Here is a 17,014-nt window from a genome sequence, read left to right as displayed (position 1 = left end):
AGATCAGCGCGGCACCGGATCATGCTTTTCGGCGGCGTCGCGTTCGGCGAAGACCTTGTCGATCAGTCCCCATTCGAGCGCCTGCTGCGCGGACATGAAGTGATCGCGATCCAGGGTCCGTTCCACGTCGGTTTCGGTGCGCCCGCAGTGCTGCGCATAGAGCCGGATGATGCGCCGCTTGGTCTCCTGCATCTCGGTGGCATGGATCAGGATGTCGGACGCCTGGCCCTGGAAGCCGCCGAGCGGCTGATGCACGTGGAGGCTCGCATTCGGCAGCGCGGCGCGGTGACCGGGCTCGCCGGCCATCAAGAGGAACGACCCCATCGAGCGCGCCGTGCCCATGCACAGCGTGTGCACCGGCGCCTTGATGAACTGCATGGTGTCGTACATCGCAAGCCCGCTGGTGATCACGCCGCCATAGGAGTTGATGTAGAGGTTGATCGGCTTGTTGGGGTTGTCGGCTTCGAGGAACAGCAACTGCGCGCAGACCAGTCCGGACATCGCATCATTGACCTCGCCGTTCAGGAAGATGATGCGCTCGCGCAGCAGCCTGGAATAGATGTCGAAGGAACGTTCGCCGCGGCTCGACTGTTCGACGACCATAGGGACGAGTTGCATCATGTCGCGCATCGGCGACCTCCATTGCTGCAGGTGATGAAGTCTCGGTAGGTGAGGTTGGGGATCAGGCCGCGCGCATCATTGTGCGGTTGTTGCTGTTGGCCGGTTGCGGCTGCTTTCCCCTGATGTCGCATGCTTGCTGGATGATGCGAAAGCGGGTGCCGCCGGCCTCGTTCGGCTCGATCCGGAAGGTGACATGGCTTTCGCGAAACGGCGGCTCGGACTCGCGCAGCCGGAAGCGCACCTCTTCGCCAGCGATCGATGACAGGGGTTCAGCGTCCGCGAGATCGCAATCCGGGAGCCAGCGTTCGCGCAGGGCCGGAATGGTCACCGCGCGCCACACTTTTTCAGGCGGTGCATCGAGCTCGTATTCGAGCACCAGGTCGGCGTCGGCATGATCAGGCTCAACTGTGTCGCTCATTGATCCATGTCCTTCAGCAGATCGGAGAGCGCTTCGATGCGCTTCGGCCAATAGGCGCGGTAGCGGGCGAGCCAGGTCCCGATGCTGGCGATGCCGTTCGGGTCGACCTCATAATTCACGAAGCGGCCCTGTCGCTGCTCGCGCACCAGCCCTGCCGCGCGCAGCACCGCCAGATGCTGCGACATTGCCGGCTGGCTGATCTCAAGTCCGTCGCGCAAGGCGCTGGCGTTCAGGCTGCCGCCGGCCAGCTTCTCAAAGACCTTGCGGCGGGTCGGATCGGCCAGCGCCTTGAAGATGTCGGTGTCGACCATGACGATACATAAGCATACACTTATGTGTCGTGCAAGCCCGAACCTTGCTCGCGCCGTACTTCGTGACGTCGCGGCGCTCGGGTCCTTTGCATGGGGTTGTTTTACAAATTCGCCCTCGCGGTGGCCGGTGTCGTCGTCCTGGCCCCGTGAGTCCGGCTGCCACCGCCGCCTCGGCTACTTACTGCAGCGCCTCGCCATGCTGGGAGATGTCGAGACCTTCGAGCTCCTGCTGCATCGAGACGCGCAGCGGGACGAAGGCGCTGACCAGCTTGAGCAGCACGAAGGTGACCCCGCCGCACCAGACAAAGGTGGCCGCGACGCCGTAGAGCTGGATCAGCAGCTGCTTCGGATTGCCCTCGAGCAGGCCGGACGTGCCGCCGATTGCCGAGGCCGCGAACACGCCGGCAAGCAGCGTGCCGGTCAGGCCGCCGATGCCGTGCACGCCGAACACGTCGAGCGAGTCGTCATACTTGAAGCGATGCTTCAGCCAGGTGCAGGCCCAGAAGCAGACCAGGCCGGCAATGATGCCGATGACGACGCCGTGCCACGGCGCGACGAAGCCGGATGCCGGGGTGATGGTGCCGAGCCCCGCGACCGCGCCCGAGATCATGCCGAGCACCGACGGCTTGCGGCGCGTCGCCCATTCGATCGCGCCCCAGGTCAGCGCGCCGGCGCAGGCCGCAAGATGGGTGGCGGTGATCGCCATCACCGCGCGCGAATTGGCCGCGAGCGCCGAACCGCCGTTGAAGCCGAACCAGCCGACCCAGAGCAGGCCGGTGCCGACCACCGCGAGCGACAGATCGAACGGCGAAAGATTGTCATGGCCATAGCCGTGGCGGTTGCCCATCACCTTGGCCGCGACCAGGCCGCTGATGCCGGCGGAGAGATGCACCACGAGACCGCCGGCGAAATCCAGCACGCCCGCCGACGCGAGGAAGCCGCCGCCCCACACCCAATGCGCCAGCGGCACATAGGCGAAGATGAACCAGCCGATCGAGAACAGCACATAGGCGGAGAACCGCATGCGGTCGGCGACCGAGCCTGCGACCAGCGCTACCGTGATGATCGCGAACGTCATCTGGTACAGCATGAACAGCGCTTCGGGGATGGTCTTCGCCGCCGGATTGATGCTGTCCATGGTGATGCCGGCCAGGAACCAGCGATCGAGCGAGCCGAGCCAAGGACCGTCGCCGACGAAGCTCAGCGAATAGCCAAAGGTGACCCAGAGGATCGAGACGAGCGCAACGGCGGTGAGGCTCTGCGCCATCGTCGCCAGCACGTTCTTCTTGCGCACCATGCCGGAGTAGAACAGCGCCAGTCCGGGGATCGTCATCATCAGCACCAGCGCGGTGGCGACGATCATCCAGGCGGTGTCGGCGGCGTTGACGCCGGAGCTGGATGCCGAGTCTTGCGCGAAAGCCGGCGTGGCTTGCGCGAACAGGATTGCAGCAGTGATCGGCGCAGCTGATATCGCTGCACGAAGAGCTCGTGCCCCCATCATCATTCCCCGGCGGTCGTCGTTTCTTGGTGTGCGGTTGTGGCGTGCGCCGGCGTCGTTGCCGGCGATGATCTCGATCGTTTTGTTTGGGCATGATCTCCGCGCAAACGCTTTCCGCGTTTGTCGCGAGGGATCAGGCTCCAGGGTTCAGAGCGCGTCGTTGTCGGTCTCGCCGGTGCGGATGCGCAGCGCATGATCGATCGGCGTCACGAAGATCTTGCCGTCGCCGATCTGGCCGGTGCGGGCGTGCTCGGTGATGACGCTGACCGCCTTGTCGGCGAGCTCGGTATCGACGGCGATCTCGATCCGAAGCTTGGGCAGGAAGTTCACGACATATTCGGCGCCGCGATAGATCTCGGTGTGGCCCTTCTGGCGGCCATAGCCCTTCACCTCGGTCACAGTCATGCCGTGGACGCCGATCGCGGTCAGCGCCTGGCGCACCTCATCGAGCTTGAACGGTTTGATGATCGCGACGACGAGTTTCATGGTTCAGGCCTTCATTCCCTTGAGGTTTTCCGTGTGCGCCCGTCCCGGAGCGGCACTTGCCGTCCCGCGAGCCGGCACCTGCTGCCTCCCGGAGCGGCAATTTGCCATCCCCGAGCGGCACTTCGCGTCCGCCAAATCTGGCAGCTTTCTGGGCAAATGGCATAAAAAACTTGCAGGTTGAAGCGGAAAACATGCGCAGCGCGTGTGCTCCCTCACTGTACGGAATGGAAACGCTCGGCCACAATGTGGCTTTCCCGCCCCGGCCAGCGCTCTTGCTGGTTCGTTTCGCCTATCGCGTGTCCCTGTGCGCGCGCCCCGAGGAAACAAGAAATGTCGAACCGAAACTGGTTTTATGCATCCGAAGGCCAGCAAAAGGGCCCCCTGCCTGAAACCCAGCTCCGCGACCTGATCACCCGGGGCACGGTGGGGGCCGACACCCTGGTGTGGACCGAGGGCATGGCCGGCTGGCAGAAGGCCGGGGAGATTCCGGGCCTCGTCCCGAGCGCCGGCGCGCCGCCGGCATTTCCGCAGGCCGGCGGACCGCCGCCGGTGGTGGCGTCCGGAAGCTATAGCGGCGGCACGCTGTCCGCCGACTTCCCGATCTGGGGCCTGTTCGGCCGCAGCCTCCTGATGTTCATCGGCCAGATTCTCGTCATCCCGGCGCCGTGGACCGCGACCGGCCTGTACCGTTTTGCGATCCCTTATATCCGCGTGCCGGGCCGGCCGCATTTCGCCTTCACTGGACAGCCGCTCGACATCTGGTGGGTCTTCATCGTGCTTGGCCTTCTGACCTATGCCGGCGCGGCCAACAGCAACATCGTGACGCTGCTCTCGCTGCTGTTGCAGGGCTTCCTGAGCTGGATGATTGTGCGCTGGATCATCGGCCATCTCAGCTCGAGCGGCCAGGACCTGCCGATTTCGTTCAAGGGCAGCCCGGTCGCCTATGTCGGCTGGTACGTGGCGATGGTGGTCTCGGCCATCACCATCATCGGCTGGGCCTGGGTGCTGACCGCCTGGATGCGCTGGATCTGCCGCAACATCGACGGCACGCGCCGCGAGGTCAGCTTCAATGCGTCCGGCATCGAGGTGCTGTGGCGAACCATCGTGTTCACGATCGCCTGCGGCTTCCTGATCCCGATTCCGTGGGTGCTGCGCTGGTACGGCAACTGGTTCGTCTCCCAATTCGCGCTGACCGAGCGCGGTGCCTACGCCGGCCAGTAAGCGCGATCGCATCGTGCCGACCGGCTCTGTTCGGGCGTGAGCGCTACGCCTTTCGCTCGCGCACCGATCCTTCCTGCGCGACGGACGCCACCAGCGTGCCGTCGGGCTTGAAGATCAGGCCGCGCGTCAGGCCGCGGCCCGACTGCGCGCTCGGCGAATCCTGCGCGTAGAGCAGCCATTCGTCGGCGCGGAACGGGCGGTGAAACCACATCGCGTGATCGAGGCTCGCCGGCATCATGCGCTTGTCGAACAGCGTGCGGCCGTAGCGCGCCATCACGGCATCGAGCAGCGAGAAATCCGACGCATAGGCGAGCGCGCACAGATGCAGCGCGGGATCGTCGGGCAGCTTGGCCGCGGTGCGGATCCAGACATGGATGCGGCCGTCGTCGATCTTCTGGCCGAAATAACGGCCGAGCTCGACCGGGCGCAGCTCGATCGGCCGGTCGCTCTCGTAATAGCGGCGGATGAACTCCGGCATCTCCTTGAACATCGGCTGCTTCGACACTTCCTCCGCGGTCAGCTTCTCCGGCGGCGGCACGTCGGGCATCTTCTCCTGATGATTGAAGTTGCTCTCCTCCTCGGCATGGAACGACACCATGATGGAGAAGATCGCGTTGCCGTGCTGGATCGCGGTGACGCGGCGGGTGGTGTAGCTTTTGCCGTCGCGCAGCCGCTCGACCTGGTAGATGATCGGGATCTGCGGATCGCCGGGCAGGATGAAGTAGCAATGGATCGAGTGCGGCAGGCGGCCCTCGACGGTGCGGCAGGCCGCCACCATCGCCTGGCCGATCACCTGGCCGCCGAACACGCGCTGCCAGCTCGTCTTCGGGCTGTTGCCGCGGAACAAATTCACCTCGAGCTGCTCGAGATCGAGGATGGACAGCAGGTCGATCAGGCTCTTGGACATCGGCGGCTTTCGGTTTGACTTGAACGGTCATTCCGGGGCACGCGCAAGCGTGAACCCGGAATCTCGAGATTCCGGGTTCGATGCTGACGCATCGCCCCGGAATGACGTCCGTTAGGTTCGTGACCTTGTTTCTGGCCCCTGTTTCGCCCAGCTATTATCAGGTAGCAAGCATAGTCTGAGAGCGTGAGGCGCGTAAGGGAAGGGCAATGCCGGCACAGCGAAGTATTGTCATCTGCGGGGGCGCATTTGCAGGGTTGGCGCTGGCCGTGGCGCTGCGCCAGGGGCTGGGGCCCGACATCCCGGTCATCGTGGCCGATCCGGCGCTGAGCCAGCGCCCGAGCCGCGATCCGCGCGCGACCGCGATCGTGGCGGCCTGCCGGCGGCTGTTCGAGACCCTCGGTGTCTGGGGCCAGGTGGCGCCGACGGCGCAGCCGATCACGGATATGGTCGTGACCGACTCCAAGCTGGAGGACGCGATGCGCCCGGTATTCCTGACCTTCGCCGGCAATGTCGCGCCCGGCGAGCCGTTCGCCCATATGGTCGAAAACCGCTATTTGATCGATGCGCTCGCGAGCCGTGCCGAGGCGGAGGGCGTCGAGCTGCGCGCCGCCGCGGTGTCGAGCTTCGCGTCGCGGCCCGACGGCGTCAGCGTTACGCTGGCCGACGGCACCGTGATCGATGCGAGCCTGCTGGTCGCCGCCGACGGCGCCCGCTCGAAGCTGCGCGAGCGCGCCGGGATTGCGACCCATGGCTGGGACTACGACCAGTCCGGCATCGTGGTCACGGTCGGGCACGAGCGCGAACATCACGGCCGCGCCGAGGAGCATTTCCTGCCCGTCGGGCCGTTCGCGATCCTGCCGCTGACCGGCAATCGCTCGTCGCTGGTGTGGACCGAGGCGCGCAACGATGCCGCGCGCATTGTCGCCTTGAACGAAGAGCAATTCCACGCCGAGCTAGAGCAGCGCTTCGGCCTGCATCTCGGCGAGATCAAACCGCTCGACAAGCCGCGCGCCTTCCCGCTCGGCTATTTCGTCGCGCGCTCGTTCATCGCCGAACGGCTGGCGCTGATCGGCGACGCCGCGCATGTGATCCATCCGATCGCGGGGCAGGGGCTCAATATGGGCCTGAAGGATGTCGCTGCGCTCGCCGAGGTCGTGGTCGATGCGGCGCGGCTCGGCATGGACCTCGGCCAGGCCGACGTGCTCGAGCGCTACCAGCGCTGGCGGCGCTTCGACACGATGGCGATGGGCGTCGCCACCAACTCGCTGAACTTCCTGTTCTCCAACGAATCGACGCTGCTGCGCACCGTGCGCGACATTGGCCTCGGGCTCGTCGATCGCGCGCCGCCGCTGAAGGAGATGTTCATCCGCCAGGCGGCGGGACTATCAGGCGAGGTGCCGCGGCTGCTAAAGGGCGAGGCGCTGTAGCGGTTGCGGAGGTTCCGTAGCCCGGATGAAGCCAACGGGTCGCGCGAATGCGCGCCCGATGACAGGCTCCGCGAAATCCGGGGCAGACTATCCGCGGTGAGACTTTCCCGGATTGCGCTGCGCTTCACCCGGGCTACATCGTCTTCAATCAATCTTCCTCGCCTCTTCCGGCAGCATGATCGGAATGCCGTCGCGGATCGGATAGGCGAGCTTGGCGGAGCGCGAGATCAGCTCCTGCCGCGCGGCGTCGAACTCCAGCGGCCCCTTGGTGATCGGGCACACCAGGATTTCCAGCAGTTTTGGGTCGGCGGTGCTCTCGAGATGATCGGTCGTGGAATTCATGGGAGTCTCCGGCTCGCCGTGATGTAGCACATCCAAATGTCAGCTGTCAGCGCTTGGCCATCCGCAGCAGTTCATCGATCGCGGCCTGCTGACGCGGCTTCGGCAGCGCCTGCTCGGACAGCGCGTAGCCGATGAACGCCCAGTAGAAGATCTGCGCGCGGCCGCGCGCCACGTCGTCCGGGAATCCGGCCTGCCGCAGCAGGGTTTCGATATAGCCGATCCGGCGCTGGTCGACCTCGAGCACGGCGGCGCGCGCCACGGCATCGGCGGTGGCCCAGCTGCGCACCGCGCGTTCCAGCGCCAGCCGCGCCGAGAAGGCACGGCGCAGCAACAGCGCCAGCGCGTCGCCGCCTTCCGGAATGGTCTCGAGCTCCGCGATCACCTGCTCGGCCGCGACCTCGCGCCAATGGGTCAGGATCGCCGCGCGGTAGGCGCCGATGTCGGCGAAATGCCAGTAGAAGCTGCCGCGCGAGACGCCCATGGCCTTGGCCAGCGGCTCGGCCTTGAGCGCCGTGAAGCCGCGGCGCGCCAGCGTCTTCAGGCCCTGATCGAGCCAGTCCTTGACCGAGAGCTGTTCCGTCATGGTTCCCCGTCCACGCCGCTCACCATACACAAGTGTATTGACAGGCGCCAGCGGCCGGTATCATATCCATACAGTAGTGTATGGAGGCATCGCGATGCGTGATCTTCTGCTGCAGGGCGCCGGTGTCGTCGCCATTCTGGTCAGCCTGATCCACGGCGTGCTCGGCGAGACCAGGATATTCGCGCGCGCCACCGTCGAGCCGCCGCGGCTGCGGCTCTTGCTTCGCCTGGTCTATCAGGCCGGCACCGTCGCCTGGATCGGCGGCGGCGTGCTGCTGCTCGCCGCGCCCGCAATGGCCTCCGATGCCGCGCGGCACTGGATCGTGGCGACGCTCGGCGTCGTGTTCGGCGTCGCGGCACTCGCCAACGCGGTGGCGACCCGCTTCCGCCACTTCGGCTGGATGGCGATGAGCGCCGTGGTGGCGCTCGCCGCCGCCGGCTACTAGCGAGGGCGATCATGACGACTGATCGCATCAGCCTCAGCATCGCCGATGGCGTCGCGGACGTCAGGCTCAACCGCCCGGACAAGCTCAATGCGCTCGATCCGGCGATGTTCGCCGCGATCGCCGAGATCGGTGCGCAGCTCGCGGACAACCGCAAGCTCCGCGCCGTGGTGCTCTCGGGCGAAGGGCAGGCCTTCTGCGCAGGCCTCGACATGGAGCGTCTGGTCGCAACGACGGAGGGCGAGTCCATCCTGCCCTTCGCCGATCTCGGCCGGCAAACCCACGGCATTGCCAACTTCGCGCAGCATCTGGTGTGGCTCTGGCGCGAGCTGCCGGTGCCGGTCATCGCCGCCGTTCATGGCGTTGCGTTCGGCGGCGGCTTTCAGCTGATGCTCGGTGCCGACATCAGATATCTCGCACCCGGCACGCGCCTTGCGATCATCGAGGCCAAATGGGGGTTGGTGCCCGACATGGCCGGCACGCAGCTGATGCGCCATCTCGCGCGCGAGGATGTGGTCCGTGAACTCACCTACACCGCGCGCGTCTTTTCCGCGGACGATGCGCTTGGTCATGGCTTCGCCACCCGGATCGTCGAACAGCCGCGCGAGGCCGCGCTGGAGACGGCGCGCGCGATCGCGGACCGCAGCCCGGATGCGATCCGCGCCGCCAAGCGGCTGCTCAATCTTGCAGCCGATCGCGATGCGGCGACCGGACTTGCAGCCGAAACGGCCGAACAGGCGCTTCTGCTCGGGTCGCCCAATCACATCGAGTCCGTCAGGGCGAATCTCGAACGGCGGCCCCCGCAATGGAGCTTTACATGACGACTGGCCCGGGCTTCGATCTCGAACGTCTCGTTGCGACCAATGCGTCGGCGGCCTTCAATCGGCTTGCCGGCTTCGAGATCGTCTCCACCGGCACCGGCACGGTGGAACTGCGGATGCCCTGGCGCGACGATCTCACCCAATATGCGGGACACCTGCACGCCGGCGTGATCGCGGCGCTGCTCGACACCGCCTGCGGCTTTGCCGCGGCATCGATCGCAGGTTCCGTCACCGCATCGCATTTCTCGATGAATTGCCTGAAGCCCGCGCTGGGCCGCTGCTTCATCGCCAAAGGAACCACATTGCGTGCCGGACGCAGGCAGGTCTTCGCGCGCGCGGAACTTTTTGCGGAGAACGAGCAGGGTGAGACCTCGCTGGTTGCAACCGGTGAAACCGTGCTCGTTCCGCTGGCAGGCTGAGCCGCGCGGATCGCGCATCGTTGTGAAATTTATGGAGCCATCAATTTCGGTGCGGAATCGGCTTACGCGCGGATAACCATGCCACTGAAAGTTGCAGAATATTATCGAGAAGACAATTCAATCAGCCTAGCCTGTGCGCACGGACAACCATGGACCGACGCATGTTTCGTGTTCTTACGTGCCTTTCAGGTGAGCATGACTGGCGGCTCGTTCTGCTCGCCGGACTGGTCTGCTTCGTTGCCAGTATTGTGGCCGTCAATATTTTTCATCGCGCAATTGCATCACAGGCGAGGACGCGGCTGATCTGGATTGCGATCGCGGGAGCCGCGATCGGCTACGGCATCTGGGCAACGCATTTCATCGCCATGCTGGCCTATGAGCCGGGAATCCCGACCGGCTATGGTATCGTCCTCACCGCGCTGTCGCTCGCCGCGGCGATGATGCTGACATCCGGCGGCCTCGGCCTTGCCGCCAGCGACTCCAGCCGCTGGCGCGCGCCGGTCGGCGGCGCCGTGATCGGAGCCGGCATCGCCAGCATGCACTATCTCGGCATGTGGGCGCTGGAGGTGCCGGGCCACGTGGTCTGGTCGCTCGATCTCGTGGCGGCCTCCGTCGTGCTCGGCATGCTGTTCGGCTACGCCGCGCTGGCGATCGCGGTCCGCCGTCAGGACCGCTGGATGTCGCTCGTCGCGGCGCTGCTGCTGACGCTCGCGATCGTGTCGCATCATTTCACCGCGATGGGCGCGGTCGAGATCGTTCCGGATCCGTTGCAGGCTCCGGCGGCCCTGTCGCTCTCGCCTGCCTTCCTCGCCATCGTGATCGCCGGTGTGGCGCTGTCGGTGCTCGGGATGAGCCTGGTTGGCGTGCTCGCGGATCGCCGGCTGGCGCTTCGCACCCGCCGCTTCGAGGAGATCATCAGCCAGCTTTCGTCGGCGCGACAGCAGGTCGAGACGTCGCAGAAGGCGCTGGAGGAGCAGAGGTTCCGGCTGGATACCGCGATCAACCACATGGGCGAGGGCCTCTGCATGTTCGATGCAGAGAAGCGCCTCGTCGTCTGCAACGATCGCTACGCCAAGATGTACCGGCTGCCGCCGGAACTGCTGCTGCCCGGCACGGCCCATCGCGAGATCATCAGGCATCGCATCGCCAACGGCATTCTCAAGGGCGAGACCAGCGACAGTGCCGCGACGCAGGTGCTCGCGACACTGAACGCGCTCCCGGCCGGCGAGATCAACAGCCGGGTCGACGAGCTCGCCGACGGCCGCTTGATCTGCGTGACGCGGCAGCCGATGCCCGGCGGCGGCTGGGTGGCGACGCATCGCGACGTCACCGAGCAGCGGCGCTCCGAGGCCAAGATCACCTATATGGCGCAGCACGACGCGCTGACCGATCTGCCGAATCGCGTGCTGCTCAAGGAATGGATGGAGCGCGCGCTGTCCGGTGCAAGGTGCGGCGGACCGAGCCTTGCGGTGCTGATGCTCGATCTCGACCGCTTCAAGGACGTCAACGACACGCTCGGGCATCCGGCGGGCGATGCGCTGCTGAAGTCGGTGGCCGCGCGCTTGCGCAGATCCGTCAGCGATACGACGCTGGTCGCGCGGCTCGGCGGCGACGAGTTCGCGGTGATCGACCATGTCAGCGATCCGGTCACGGAAGCGGGCCTGCTTGCCGAGAAGATCAGGAAGGCGCTCAGCGAGCCGATCGATCTCGGCGATCATCGGGTGACCACCACGACCAGCATCGGCATTGCGATCGCACCGCGCGACGGCACCGATTCGGACGAGGTGCTGCGCAGCGCCGATCTCGCGCTTTACTCGGCCAAGAGCGGCGGGCGCGGCTCGTTCCGCTTTTTCGAGCCGGAGCTCGATCGGCTGCTGCAGGCCCGGCGCAGCCTCGAGCGCGACATGCGCAGTGCCCTCGCCAATGGCGAGTTCGAGCTGCATTACCAGCCGTTCATCCACGTCGCGAGCGGGGAGACCTGCGGCTTCGAGGCGCTGCTCCGCTGGCACCATCCGCACCGCGGCATGGTATCTCCGGCGCAGTTCATTCCGCTGGCGGAAGAGACCGGCCTGATCGTGCCGCTGGGGGAATGGGTGCTGCGCACCGCGTGTGCGGAAGCCGCCAAATGGCCGGGCGACCTCAAGATCGCGATCAACCTGTCGCCGGTGCAGTTCAGGAGCCCTGAGTTGGTCCCGGTGATCGTGCGCGCGCTGGCGAGTGCCGGAATTTCGCCGGAGCGCCTCGAGCTCGAGGTCACCGAAACCGCCATCATTCAGGACAGCGAAGCGGTGTTTACCGCGCTGAGCCAACTGCACGATCTCGGGGTGCGGATCGCGCTCGACGACTTCGGCACCGGCTACTCGTCGCTGAGCTTTCTGCAGAAGTTTCCGTTCGACAAGGTCAAGATCGACCGCAGCTTCGTGTCCGAGCTCTCGGGAGCGAGCGACGAGTCGCGCCGGATCGCGCGCGCGATCGTGCGCTTTGCCGTCAGCCTCGGCAAGACCACGACGGCCGAAGGCGTTGAAACCAGGGAGCAGCTCGACATTCTCCGCGCCGATGCTTGCGTGGAAGTGCAGGGCTTCCACTTCAGCCCGCCGGTGCAGAGCGAGAAGGTCGCACAGATGATCGGCGGGCGAACCCCGGCAGCGGCCGAACGGCCTGCGGTCCGTCTTGCAATGGCGGGTGCCGCGTCCTGATCGACGGCTGCGCCGGCGGCCCCGATACGCATGAGGCGTAAGGCCGCAGCACGCCGTCAAAACCGAACTGCGCGTGGAGCGCAAAGCGGTTTTGGCGACCGTTAGAATTCCTCTAAAGCCAGCCGTCGCGGCGCTTCCTTGACTTGGCAATCGCCTCAGCATTCTTCACGCATGTGCCCTGCGCGAAGGCGCTGTGGGTATGATTGTCAACGGAGGGGATATGCGCGTGAGAGTGATTTCGAGTGCTGCGCTTGCAGCATGCGTCCTTGGGAGCGTTCTTGGGTTGACCGGATCGGCGGCGTTCGCCGACGGCTACAAGAATTGCACCAAGCTCGACAAGGCGTCGTGGAAGCCGGCAAGCGAGGCCGAAGCCAAGGCCAAGGCGCTCGGCTACGAGGTGCGTCGGTCGAAAATCGAGGGCTCCTGCTACGAGGTGTACGGCGTCAAGGAAGGCAAGCTCTACGAGCTGTTCTACAGCCCGGAAGACCTCAGCCTGAAGCACACGATCGCGAAGTGAAGCAGGCGCGATGACGGAGGCGGCGCCGGGCGCCCGCGGCGCGACCAGCGTGCAGGTCTGGGACCTGCCGCTGCGGCTGTGGCACTGGGCGCTCGCCATCCTCGTCCTGGTCGCCTGGGTGACGCCCAGCACCTATGACCGGCTGCACCGGCTGGCGGGTTATTCGGTGATCGGGCTGCTGGCGTTCCGGCTGATCTGGGGCTTTGCCGGCACGCGCTACGCGCGTTTCGGCAGGCTCGGCGTTCGCCTGCGCGCGGCGCCGCGCTACATCTGGAATCTCCGCCGCGGCATCACCGGGCGCTATATCGGGCTCAATCCGGCGGGCACCGTGATGCTGGTGGCGCTGCTGTTCCTGCTTGCGATCTCGACAATCACGGGCGCGATGGAGGTCACCGTGACCTTCTTCGGTGTCTGGTGGGTCGAGGACACCCACGCCTATGCCTCGGATGCGGTCATCATCCTGGTCGCCCTGCACGTGCTCGGGGTCATCGTGGTCGGCTTGCTGCAGCGTCAGAATCTGGTGCGCGCAATGTTCACCGGCCGCAAGCAACTGCGCAATCGCTGATGGGCGAGACGCTTTTTGGTCTGCCGCGCTTTCTTCACGCGAATCGGTAGCCGCTTCGCTCGAAAGCGCCTTACTGCACCGGCGGGTCGCCCGAGGTGCGCTTCTTTGCGAGGTCCATCTCGGTGACTGCGATCAGGATCTCGGCGCGGGTCTTCAGGTCCGGCGCCTCGAGCATCGCCTGCTTCTCGGCCGGACCATAGGGCGACATCATCGCCAGCGCATTGACCAGCGCCTCGTTGGGCGCGGACTCGATACCTTCCCAGTCGACCTTCAGATTGTTGGCTTCCAGGAAATCGGCCAGCACTTCGAGCAGCGCCTTGCGGTCGACGGCCTCCTCGCCCTTGCGCGCGGTGAAGTCGCCGACGAAGGAGAAGAAGTCGACCTTGCACTGCCGGTACGGCGTCTGCACGGTGAGCTCCTCGACCACCTTGAAGCGCGCGACGCCGGTCAGCTCCAGGATGTAGCGGCCGTCGCCGGATTCGGCGAGCTGGGTGATGCGGCCAACGCAGCCGATCCGGAACAGGGCCGGCTTCGCCTCTTTCTGCGAATGCGCCACGTCGGGCTGGATCATGCCGATCAGGCGATGGCCGTCGCGCAACGAGTCGTCGATCATCGCGAGATATCGCGGCTCGAAGATGTTGAGCGGCATCTGGCCGCGCGGCAGCAGCAACGCGCCGGGCAGCGGGAACACCGGGATCACCTCCGGGAGCTCGCCGGGTCCGCGATATTCGGCATTGATCGGCATCTGCGGTCCCGCTGCTGTGACGGGCGTGCTTTACGAGAACAGGATGGTCGACAACCGCTTGCGCCCCTCGACGGTTGCCTCATCGGTGCCGCCCCACGCCTCGAAGAACTGCACCAGCTGCTTGCGCGCGCCGTCGTCGTTCCACTTGCGGTCACGCCTGACGATGGCGAGCAATTGCTCGGTCGCTTCCGTGCGCTTGCCCATCGCATTGAGCGCGGTGGCGAGATCGAATCGGGCCTGATGATCGAGCGGGTTTGCGGCGACTTTCTGTTCCAGCTCCGCGACCGGGCCGACCGCTTCCGCCTGTTCGGCGAGATCGATCGCCGCCTGCACCGCCTTCACCGCGGCGTCGTTGCGCTTGGATTCCGGAACCATCGCCAGCGTCTGCTTGGCCTGCTCCATCGCACCCGACGTGACATAGCACTTGGCGAGGCCGGCGAGCGCCGCGATGTTGGTGGCGTCGTGCGCCAGCACCTCGGCATAGATCTGCGCGGCCTGGGCGGCGTCGCCCTCGGCAAGCACGGCGTCGGCCTCGGCCAGGATCTCGGTGAGGTTGGGCTCGCCGGCGGCCGGCACGCCCTTGGTGATCTTCTCGATGAAGGCGTTGACCTGGCTCTCCGGCACCGCGCCCATGAAGCCGTCGGCGGGCTGGCCGCCCACGAAGGCGATCACGGCCGGGATCGACTGGATGCCCATCTGGCCGGGGATCTGCGGATGCTCGTCGATGTTCATCTTGACCAGCTTGACCCGGCCCTTGGCGTTGCGAACCGCCTTTTCCAGGATCGGCGTGAGCTGGCGGCAGGGACCGCACCACGGCGCCCAGAAGTCGATCATGACCGGTTGACGGCGCGATTCCTCGATGACGTCCTTGACGAAGGTCTGGGTCGTCGTCTCCTTGATCAGATCGGGCGCTGCCTCGGGCGTGGGGCCGCCCTGCTCCATTATCGTCACGTTGTCCTCGCCTGCTTCTGAGGTCGGAAATCCGGGGGCGTTCTAGCACGCCCGGAACGGCACGTTCAGCCGTTCTGTCAGCTAGAGCATGATCCCGGAAAAGTGGGAACCGGTTTCCGGGATCATGCTCCGTAAATGGCAGTCAGCCAGCAAAATTCAATCGCTTGGCCGCCCGTCCCGTTCCATCGGAGATCGGGTGGGTTGGTGCCGCGGAACGGCCGATGATGGCGATCATTCATGACAGCAGGGGAGCGCTCGTGGCAAAGGCCTATTACAGCACGGTGTTCGAGCAGCCGGCCGGCGAGGTCTGGAAAATCATCCGCGATTTCAACAATTACCCGGTCTGGGTCCAGGGCGCGGGGGCGAGCGAGATCGAGGACGGCAAATCCGGCGATACCGTCGGGGCCGTGCGCAATGTGCTGTACCGGGGGCGGCGGATCCGGCAGCGGCTGCTCGCGCAGTCCGACGTCGAACGCTTCCAGACCTACGAATTTGTCGATACCCCGACCCTGCCGGTGACGGATTTCAGCGCGACCCTGCAGGTAACCCCGGTGATCGACGGCGACCGGGCCTTTATCGAATGGTGGGCCGTGTTCGATTGCGACCCGACCTGCCGCGTCGAGCTGACGCAGACGCTAACCGGCTGGTTCGAGACCTGGCTCGAATCGCTCCGGGACGAGATGGCCCTGAGGCCGGTTCCGGCGGAAATCTAAAAAGAAATCGGCGGCGCAGCCGGTTTCGGCCGATTCGGGGTCAATTTTTAGAGAAACCGTGCGATTTCGTGGGGTTCGGACCGCGCTCTTGTGTTGCATTCACAGACAGCTTTTGGCATAGGTCTGCCGTTGCCGGCGAGCGATCGCCGCCATTTCGGATGCGGGTGTAGCTCAGTGGTAGAGCACGACCTTGCCAAGGTCGGGGTCGAGGGTTCGAGCCCCTTCGCCCGCTCCAAAACTTCTCGCTGACCGAGCTGACAGTCTGATGAAGGCCCGCTGATGAGGCCAGCCCACTGGCGCGGGCTTTTTGCTGTCCGGCCCAAGGTCGCATCTCCAGGCCGCGATTGCGAGGTCAAGATGCCGCGGCCCGCCGTGGCGGTTTCCGGCTTTTGTTAACCGGCAAACGTTGCATTCTCAAAACTGATAGAAATCTGTGGTTGTGTTGGTGTTGGAATGGTTGCCGCCGGTTTTGCCGGGCGGCAAGCGCGTGAACGATGTCGATCTGTTGGAAGCCGGCTCCCGGGTTAAATCGCCGCTTGGCTCGCGCAAACGTCGCTGCGCTGATCGTGCTGGTCGGCGTCTGGACATGTTCGGGCGCATCAGCGCAGCAATTGCCGAGCGACTCGGCGTATGCCCCGGCGCCCAGCTTCTCTCCCATGCCTGGCTTTGGGCCGGCGCCTGACTTCGAGCCGGCCGAACGGCCGCGAGCGCGGGTCTACATCACGACGCGGTCGCACCGGGGCGGCCAGCAAAACTTCTGCGTCAGGACTTGCGACGGCCGCTTCTTTCCGTTGCCGCGCGTCAGCGAGACGGCCGACGTCAAGGTATGCGAGGCGGCCTGTCCAGCTGCCGAGGTGAAGCTGTACTCCGGCTCCGATATCGACAGCGCCAGAACCGAAGCCGGCGAGACCTACAAGACGCTCGCCAATGCATTCCGCTTCCAGCGCGAGATGGTGCCGCAATGCTCGTGCAGCGCCGGCGCGTCCACCGGCCTGTCGCCGATTGCGATCGAGGACGACATGACGCTTCGGACCGGCGACATCGTCGCCGCCGATGACGGCTTCAAGATCGCGGCGATCACGAGCGGACAGCGGCGCAGCGTGTTGTTCAGGCCGCTGTCGAAGGCCAAGGCGCAAGCGCTCGGTCTGGCGCGCCTGTCGTCGCGATAGAGGCGATCACGAACGTTAGCTTCATTCGAATATCACGCTGCGGTGCAGAATGCCTTGTTATCAGGCAGGCTGCTCAGGAAAATTTCGTCTCAAATATCGTCTCAACTAGTTTTGACGCAGCGCACACCGGCGGACGCGCTTTTCAGCGTCGATGGATGTGCT

The 17,014-nt window shown here is 65.5% G+C and carries 21 protein-coding genes and 1 tRNA gene; 12 read left to right on the top strand and 10 right to left on the bottom strand.

Features of this window, described 5'->3' with window-relative positions; all coding sequences use genetic code 11:
• Nucleotides 1–3: 3 nt before the first annotated feature.
• The 5 genes from J2R78_RS16575 to J2R78_RS16555 form a co-directional block, all read right to left on the bottom strand.
• Nucleotides 4–630, bottom strand: coding sequence for an ATP-dependent Clp protease proteolytic subunit (locus J2R78_RS16575; protein WP_092081250.1), 627 nt, complete (start codon nucleotides 628–630; stop codon nucleotides 4–6).
• 52 nt (nucleotides 631–682) lie between these two features.
• On the bottom strand, nucleotides 683–1,039 hold the full coding sequence (locus J2R78_RS16570; RefSeq protein WP_225161894.1) for an SRPBCC domain-containing protein: 357 nt from the start codon (nucleotides 1,037–1,039) through the stop codon (nucleotides 683–685).
• Entirely contained in the window at nucleotides 1,036–1,350 is a 315-nt protein-coding gene (locus J2R78_RS16565; RefSeq protein ID WP_253605667.1) for a helix-turn-helix transcriptional regulator, read from the bottom strand. The genes J2R78_RS16570 and J2R78_RS16565 overlap by 4 nt, the downstream gene beginning before the upstream one ends.
• Before the next feature lie 178 nt (nucleotides 1,351–1,528).
• Nucleotides 1,529–2,848, bottom strand: coding sequence for an ammonium transporter (locus J2R78_RS16560; RefSeq protein ID WP_253609837.1), 1,320 nt, complete (start codon nucleotides 2,846–2,848; stop codon nucleotides 1,529–1,531).
• A gap of 147 nt (nucleotides 2,849–2,995) precedes the next feature.
• Nucleotides 2,996–3,334: a P-II family nitrogen regulator gene (locus J2R78_RS16555; protein WP_028335836.1), complete on the bottom strand. Its 339-nt coding sequence runs from the start codon at nucleotides 3,332–3,334 to the stop codon at nucleotides 2,996–2,998.
• Nucleotides 3,335–3,664: 330 nt separating this feature from the next.
• Here J2R78_RS16555 and J2R78_RS16550 point away from each other — a divergent pair, with 330 nt between their 5' ends.
• Nucleotides 3,665–4,555 carry a DUF4339 domain-containing protein gene (locus tag J2R78_RS16550; protein ID WP_225161893.1) on the top strand — a complete coding sequence of 297 codons (891 nt, stop codon included), beginning with the start codon at nucleotides 3,665–3,667 and terminating at the stop codon, nucleotides 4,553–4,555.
• Between the two features lie 43 nt (nucleotides 4,556–4,598).
• Here J2R78_RS16550 and tesB read toward each other — a convergent pair whose 3' ends face one another.
• Nucleotides 4,599–5,462 carry an acyl-CoA thioesterase II gene (gene tesB / locus J2R78_RS16545; RefSeq protein WP_016841424.1) on the bottom strand — a complete coding sequence of 288 codons (864 nt, stop codon included), beginning with the start codon at nucleotides 5,460–5,462 and terminating at the stop codon, nucleotides 4,599–4,601.
• Nucleotides 5,463–5,668: 206 nt separating this feature from the next.
• Here tesB and J2R78_RS16540 point away from each other — a divergent pair, with 206 nt between their 5' ends.
• A complete protein-coding gene (locus J2R78_RS16540) occupies nucleotides 5,669–6,889 on the top strand; it encodes a ubiquinone biosynthesis hydroxylase (RefSeq protein WP_253605665.1) in 1,221 nt (406 codons plus the stop codon).
• A gap of 144 nt (nucleotides 6,890–7,033) precedes the next feature.
• Here J2R78_RS16540 and J2R78_RS16535 read toward each other — a convergent pair whose 3' ends face one another.
• Both J2R78_RS16535 and J2R78_RS16530 read right to left on the bottom strand, forming a co-directional pair.
• A complete protein-coding gene (locus tag J2R78_RS16535) occupies nucleotides 7,034–7,231 on the bottom strand; it encodes a Trm112 family protein (RefSeq protein WP_018269337.1) in 198 nt (65 codons plus the stop codon).
• 46 nt (nucleotides 7,232–7,277) lie between these two features.
• Nucleotides 7,278–7,814 carry a TetR/AcrR family transcriptional regulator gene (locus J2R78_RS16530; protein ID WP_253605663.1) on the bottom strand — a complete coding sequence of 179 codons (537 nt, stop codon included), beginning with the start codon at nucleotides 7,812–7,814 and terminating at the stop codon, nucleotides 7,278–7,280.
• Nucleotides 7,815–7,908: 94 nt separating this feature from the next.
• Here J2R78_RS16530 and J2R78_RS16525 point away from each other — a divergent pair, with 94 nt between their 5' ends.
• The 6 genes from J2R78_RS16525 (at nucleotide 7,909) to J2R78_RS16500 (ending at nucleotide 13,274) form a co-directional block, all read left to right on the top strand.
• Entirely contained in the window at nucleotides 7,909–8,259 is a 351-nt protein-coding gene (locus J2R78_RS16525; RefSeq protein WP_018269338.1) for a hypothetical protein, read from the top strand.
• A gap of 11 nt (nucleotides 8,260–8,270) precedes the next feature.
• Nucleotides 8,271–9,077: a crotonase/enoyl-CoA hydratase family protein gene (locus J2R78_RS16520; RefSeq protein WP_253605661.1), complete on the top strand. Its 807-nt coding sequence runs from the start codon at nucleotides 8,271–8,273 to the stop codon at nucleotides 9,075–9,077.
• On the top strand, nucleotides 9,074–9,496 hold the full coding sequence (locus J2R78_RS16515; protein WP_225161889.1) for a PaaI family thioesterase: 423 nt from the start codon (nucleotides 9,074–9,076) through the stop codon (nucleotides 9,494–9,496). Before J2R78_RS16520 ends, J2R78_RS16515 begins: the two co-directional genes overlap by 4 nt.
• Before the next feature lie 161 nt (nucleotides 9,497–9,657).
• Entirely contained in the window at nucleotides 9,658–12,192 is a 2,535-nt protein-coding gene (locus J2R78_RS16510; RefSeq protein ID WP_253605659.1) for an EAL domain-containing protein, read from the top strand.
• A 220-nt stretch (nucleotides 12,193–12,412) separates the two neighbouring features.
• Complete coding sequence (locus tag J2R78_RS16505; protein ID WP_092081268.1) at nucleotides 12,413–12,709, top strand: PepSY domain-containing protein; 297 nt, start codon at nucleotides 12,413–12,415, stop codon at nucleotides 12,707–12,709.
• A gap of 10 nt (nucleotides 12,710–12,719) precedes the next feature.
• Nucleotides 12,720–13,274, top strand: a complete 555-nt coding sequence (locus tag J2R78_RS16500) for a cytochrome b/b6 domain-containing protein (protein ID WP_253605658.1) — start codon at nucleotides 12,720–12,722, stop codon at nucleotides 13,272–13,274.
• A 70-nt stretch (nucleotides 13,275–13,344) separates the two neighbouring features.
• Here J2R78_RS16500 and J2R78_RS16495 read toward each other — a convergent pair whose 3' ends face one another.
• Together J2R78_RS16495 and trxA are read right to left on the bottom strand one after the other, a co-directional pair.
• Nucleotides 13,345–14,019, bottom strand: a complete 675-nt coding sequence (locus tag J2R78_RS16495; protein WP_225642377.1) for an LON peptidase substrate-binding domain-containing protein — start codon at nucleotides 14,017–14,019, stop codon at nucleotides 13,345–13,347.
• A 30-nt stretch (nucleotides 14,020–14,049) separates the two neighbouring features.
• On the bottom strand, nucleotides 14,050–14,970 hold the full coding sequence (trxA, locus tag J2R78_RS16490) for a thioredoxin (RefSeq protein ID WP_026192069.1): 921 nt from the start codon (nucleotides 14,968–14,970) through the stop codon (nucleotides 14,050–14,052).
• A gap of 221 nt (nucleotides 14,971–15,191) precedes the next feature.
• On the opposite strand from trxA, the gene J2R78_RS16485 reads away from it, so the two are divergent.
• The 4 genes from J2R78_RS16485 (at nucleotide 15,192) to J2R78_RS16470 (ending at nucleotide 16,852) form a co-directional block, all read left to right on the top strand.
• Complete coding sequence (locus J2R78_RS16485; RefSeq protein ID WP_253605657.1) at nucleotides 15,192–15,683, top strand: SRPBCC family protein; 492 nt, start codon at nucleotides 15,192–15,194, stop codon at nucleotides 15,681–15,683.
• 160 nt (nucleotides 15,684–15,843) lie between these two features.
• Nucleotides 15,844–15,918: transfer RNA gene (locus tag J2R78_RS16480), tRNA-Gly, on the top strand.
• Nucleotides 15,919–16,116: 198 nt separating this feature from the next.
• Entirely contained in the window at nucleotides 16,117–16,365 is a 249-nt protein-coding gene (locus tag J2R78_RS16475) for a hypothetical protein (protein WP_253636012.1), read from the top strand.
• Nucleotides 16,340–16,852 (top strand): DUF2865 domain-containing protein, encoded by a 513-nt coding sequence (locus J2R78_RS16470; RefSeq protein ID WP_253605655.1) that lies wholly within the window; start codon nucleotides 16,340–16,342, stop codon nucleotides 16,850–16,852. The genes J2R78_RS16475 and J2R78_RS16470 overlap by 26 nt, the downstream gene beginning before the upstream one ends.
• Nucleotides 16,853–17,014: the final 162 nt, after the last annotated feature.

Source organism: Bradyrhizobium sp. USDA 4538, assembly GCF_024171045.1.
GTDB classification, from domain to species: Bacteria; Pseudomonadota; Alphaproteobacteria; order Rhizobiales; family Xanthobacteraceae; genus Bradyrhizobium; species Bradyrhizobium australafricanum.
The sequence above is the reverse complement of the archived record's forward strand: the minus strand, read 5'-3'. Positions and strand labels throughout refer to the sequence as shown.

Excerpts from the sequence above, each read along its gene's own strand:
- J2R78_RS16485 (WP_253605657.1), top strand. The coding sequence starts at position 15,192 with ATGATGGCGATCATTCATGACAGCAGGGGAGCGCTCGTGGCAAAGGCC.
- J2R78_RS16575 (WP_092081250.1), bottom strand. The coding sequence starts at position 630 with ATGCGCGACATGATGCAACTCGTCCCTATGGTCGTCGAACAGTCGAGC.
- J2R78_RS16505 (WP_092081268.1), top strand. The coding sequence starts at position 12,413 with ATGCGCGTGAGAGTGATTTCGAGTGCTGCGCTTGCAGCATGCGTCCTT.
- J2R78_RS16470 (WP_253605655.1), top strand. The coding sequence starts at position 16,340 with ATGCCTGGCTTTGGGCCGGCGCCTGACTTCGAGCCGGCCGAACGGCCG.
- J2R78_RS16565 (WP_253605667.1), bottom strand. The coding sequence starts at position 1,350 with ATGGTCGACACCGACATCTTCAAGGCGCTGGCCGATCCGACCCGCCGC.
- J2R78_RS16530 (WP_253605663.1), bottom strand. The coding sequence starts at position 7,814 with ATGACGGAACAGCTCTCGGTCAAGGACTGGCTCGATCAGGGCCTGAAG.
- J2R78_RS16520 (WP_253605661.1), top strand. The coding sequence starts at position 8,271 with ATGACGACTGATCGCATCAGCCTCAGCATCGCCGATGGCGTCGCGGAC.
- J2R78_RS16515 (WP_225161889.1), top strand. The coding sequence starts at position 9,074 with ATGACGACTGGCCCGGGCTTCGATCTCGAACGTCTCGTTGCGACCAAT.
- J2R78_RS16500 (WP_253605658.1), top strand. The coding sequence starts at position 12,720 with ATGACGGAGGCGGCGCCGGGCGCCCGCGGCGCGACCAGCGTGCAGGTC.
- J2R78_RS16510 (WP_253605659.1), top strand. The coding sequence starts at position 9,658 with ATGTTTCGTGTTCTTACGTGCCTTTCAGGTGAGCATGACTGGCGGCTC.
- tesB (WP_016841424.1), bottom strand. The coding sequence starts at position 5,462 with ATGTCCAAGAGCCTGATCGACCTGCTGTCCATCCTCGATCTCGAGCAG.
- J2R78_RS16540 (WP_253605665.1), top strand. The coding sequence starts at position 5,669 with ATGCCGGCACAGCGAAGTATTGTCATCTGCGGGGGCGCATTTGCAGGG.
- J2R78_RS16555 (WP_028335836.1), bottom strand. The coding sequence starts at position 3,334 with ATGAAACTCGTCGTCGCGATCATCAAACCGTTCAAGCTCGATGAGGTG.
- J2R78_RS16550 (WP_225161893.1), top strand. The coding sequence starts at position 3,665 with ATGTCGAACCGAAACTGGTTTTATGCATCCGAAGGCCAGCAAAAGGGC.
- J2R78_RS16535 (WP_018269337.1), bottom strand. The coding sequence starts at position 7,231 with ATGAATTCCACGACCGATCATCTCGAGAGCACCGCCGACCCAAAACTG.
- J2R78_RS16495 (WP_225642377.1), bottom strand. The coding sequence starts at position 14,019 with ATGCCGATCAATGCCGAATATCGCGGACCCGGCGAGCTCCCGGAGGTG.
- J2R78_RS16570 (WP_225161894.1), bottom strand. The coding sequence starts at position 1,039 with ATGAGCGACACAGTTGAGCCTGATCATGCCGACGCCGACCTGGTGCTC.
- J2R78_RS16560 (WP_253609837.1), bottom strand. The coding sequence starts at position 2,848 with ATGGGGGCACGAGCTCTTCGTGCAGCGATATCAGCTGCGCCGATCACT.
- J2R78_RS16525 (WP_018269338.1), top strand. The coding sequence starts at position 7,909 with ATGCGTGATCTTCTGCTGCAGGGCGCCGGTGTCGTCGCCATTCTGGTC.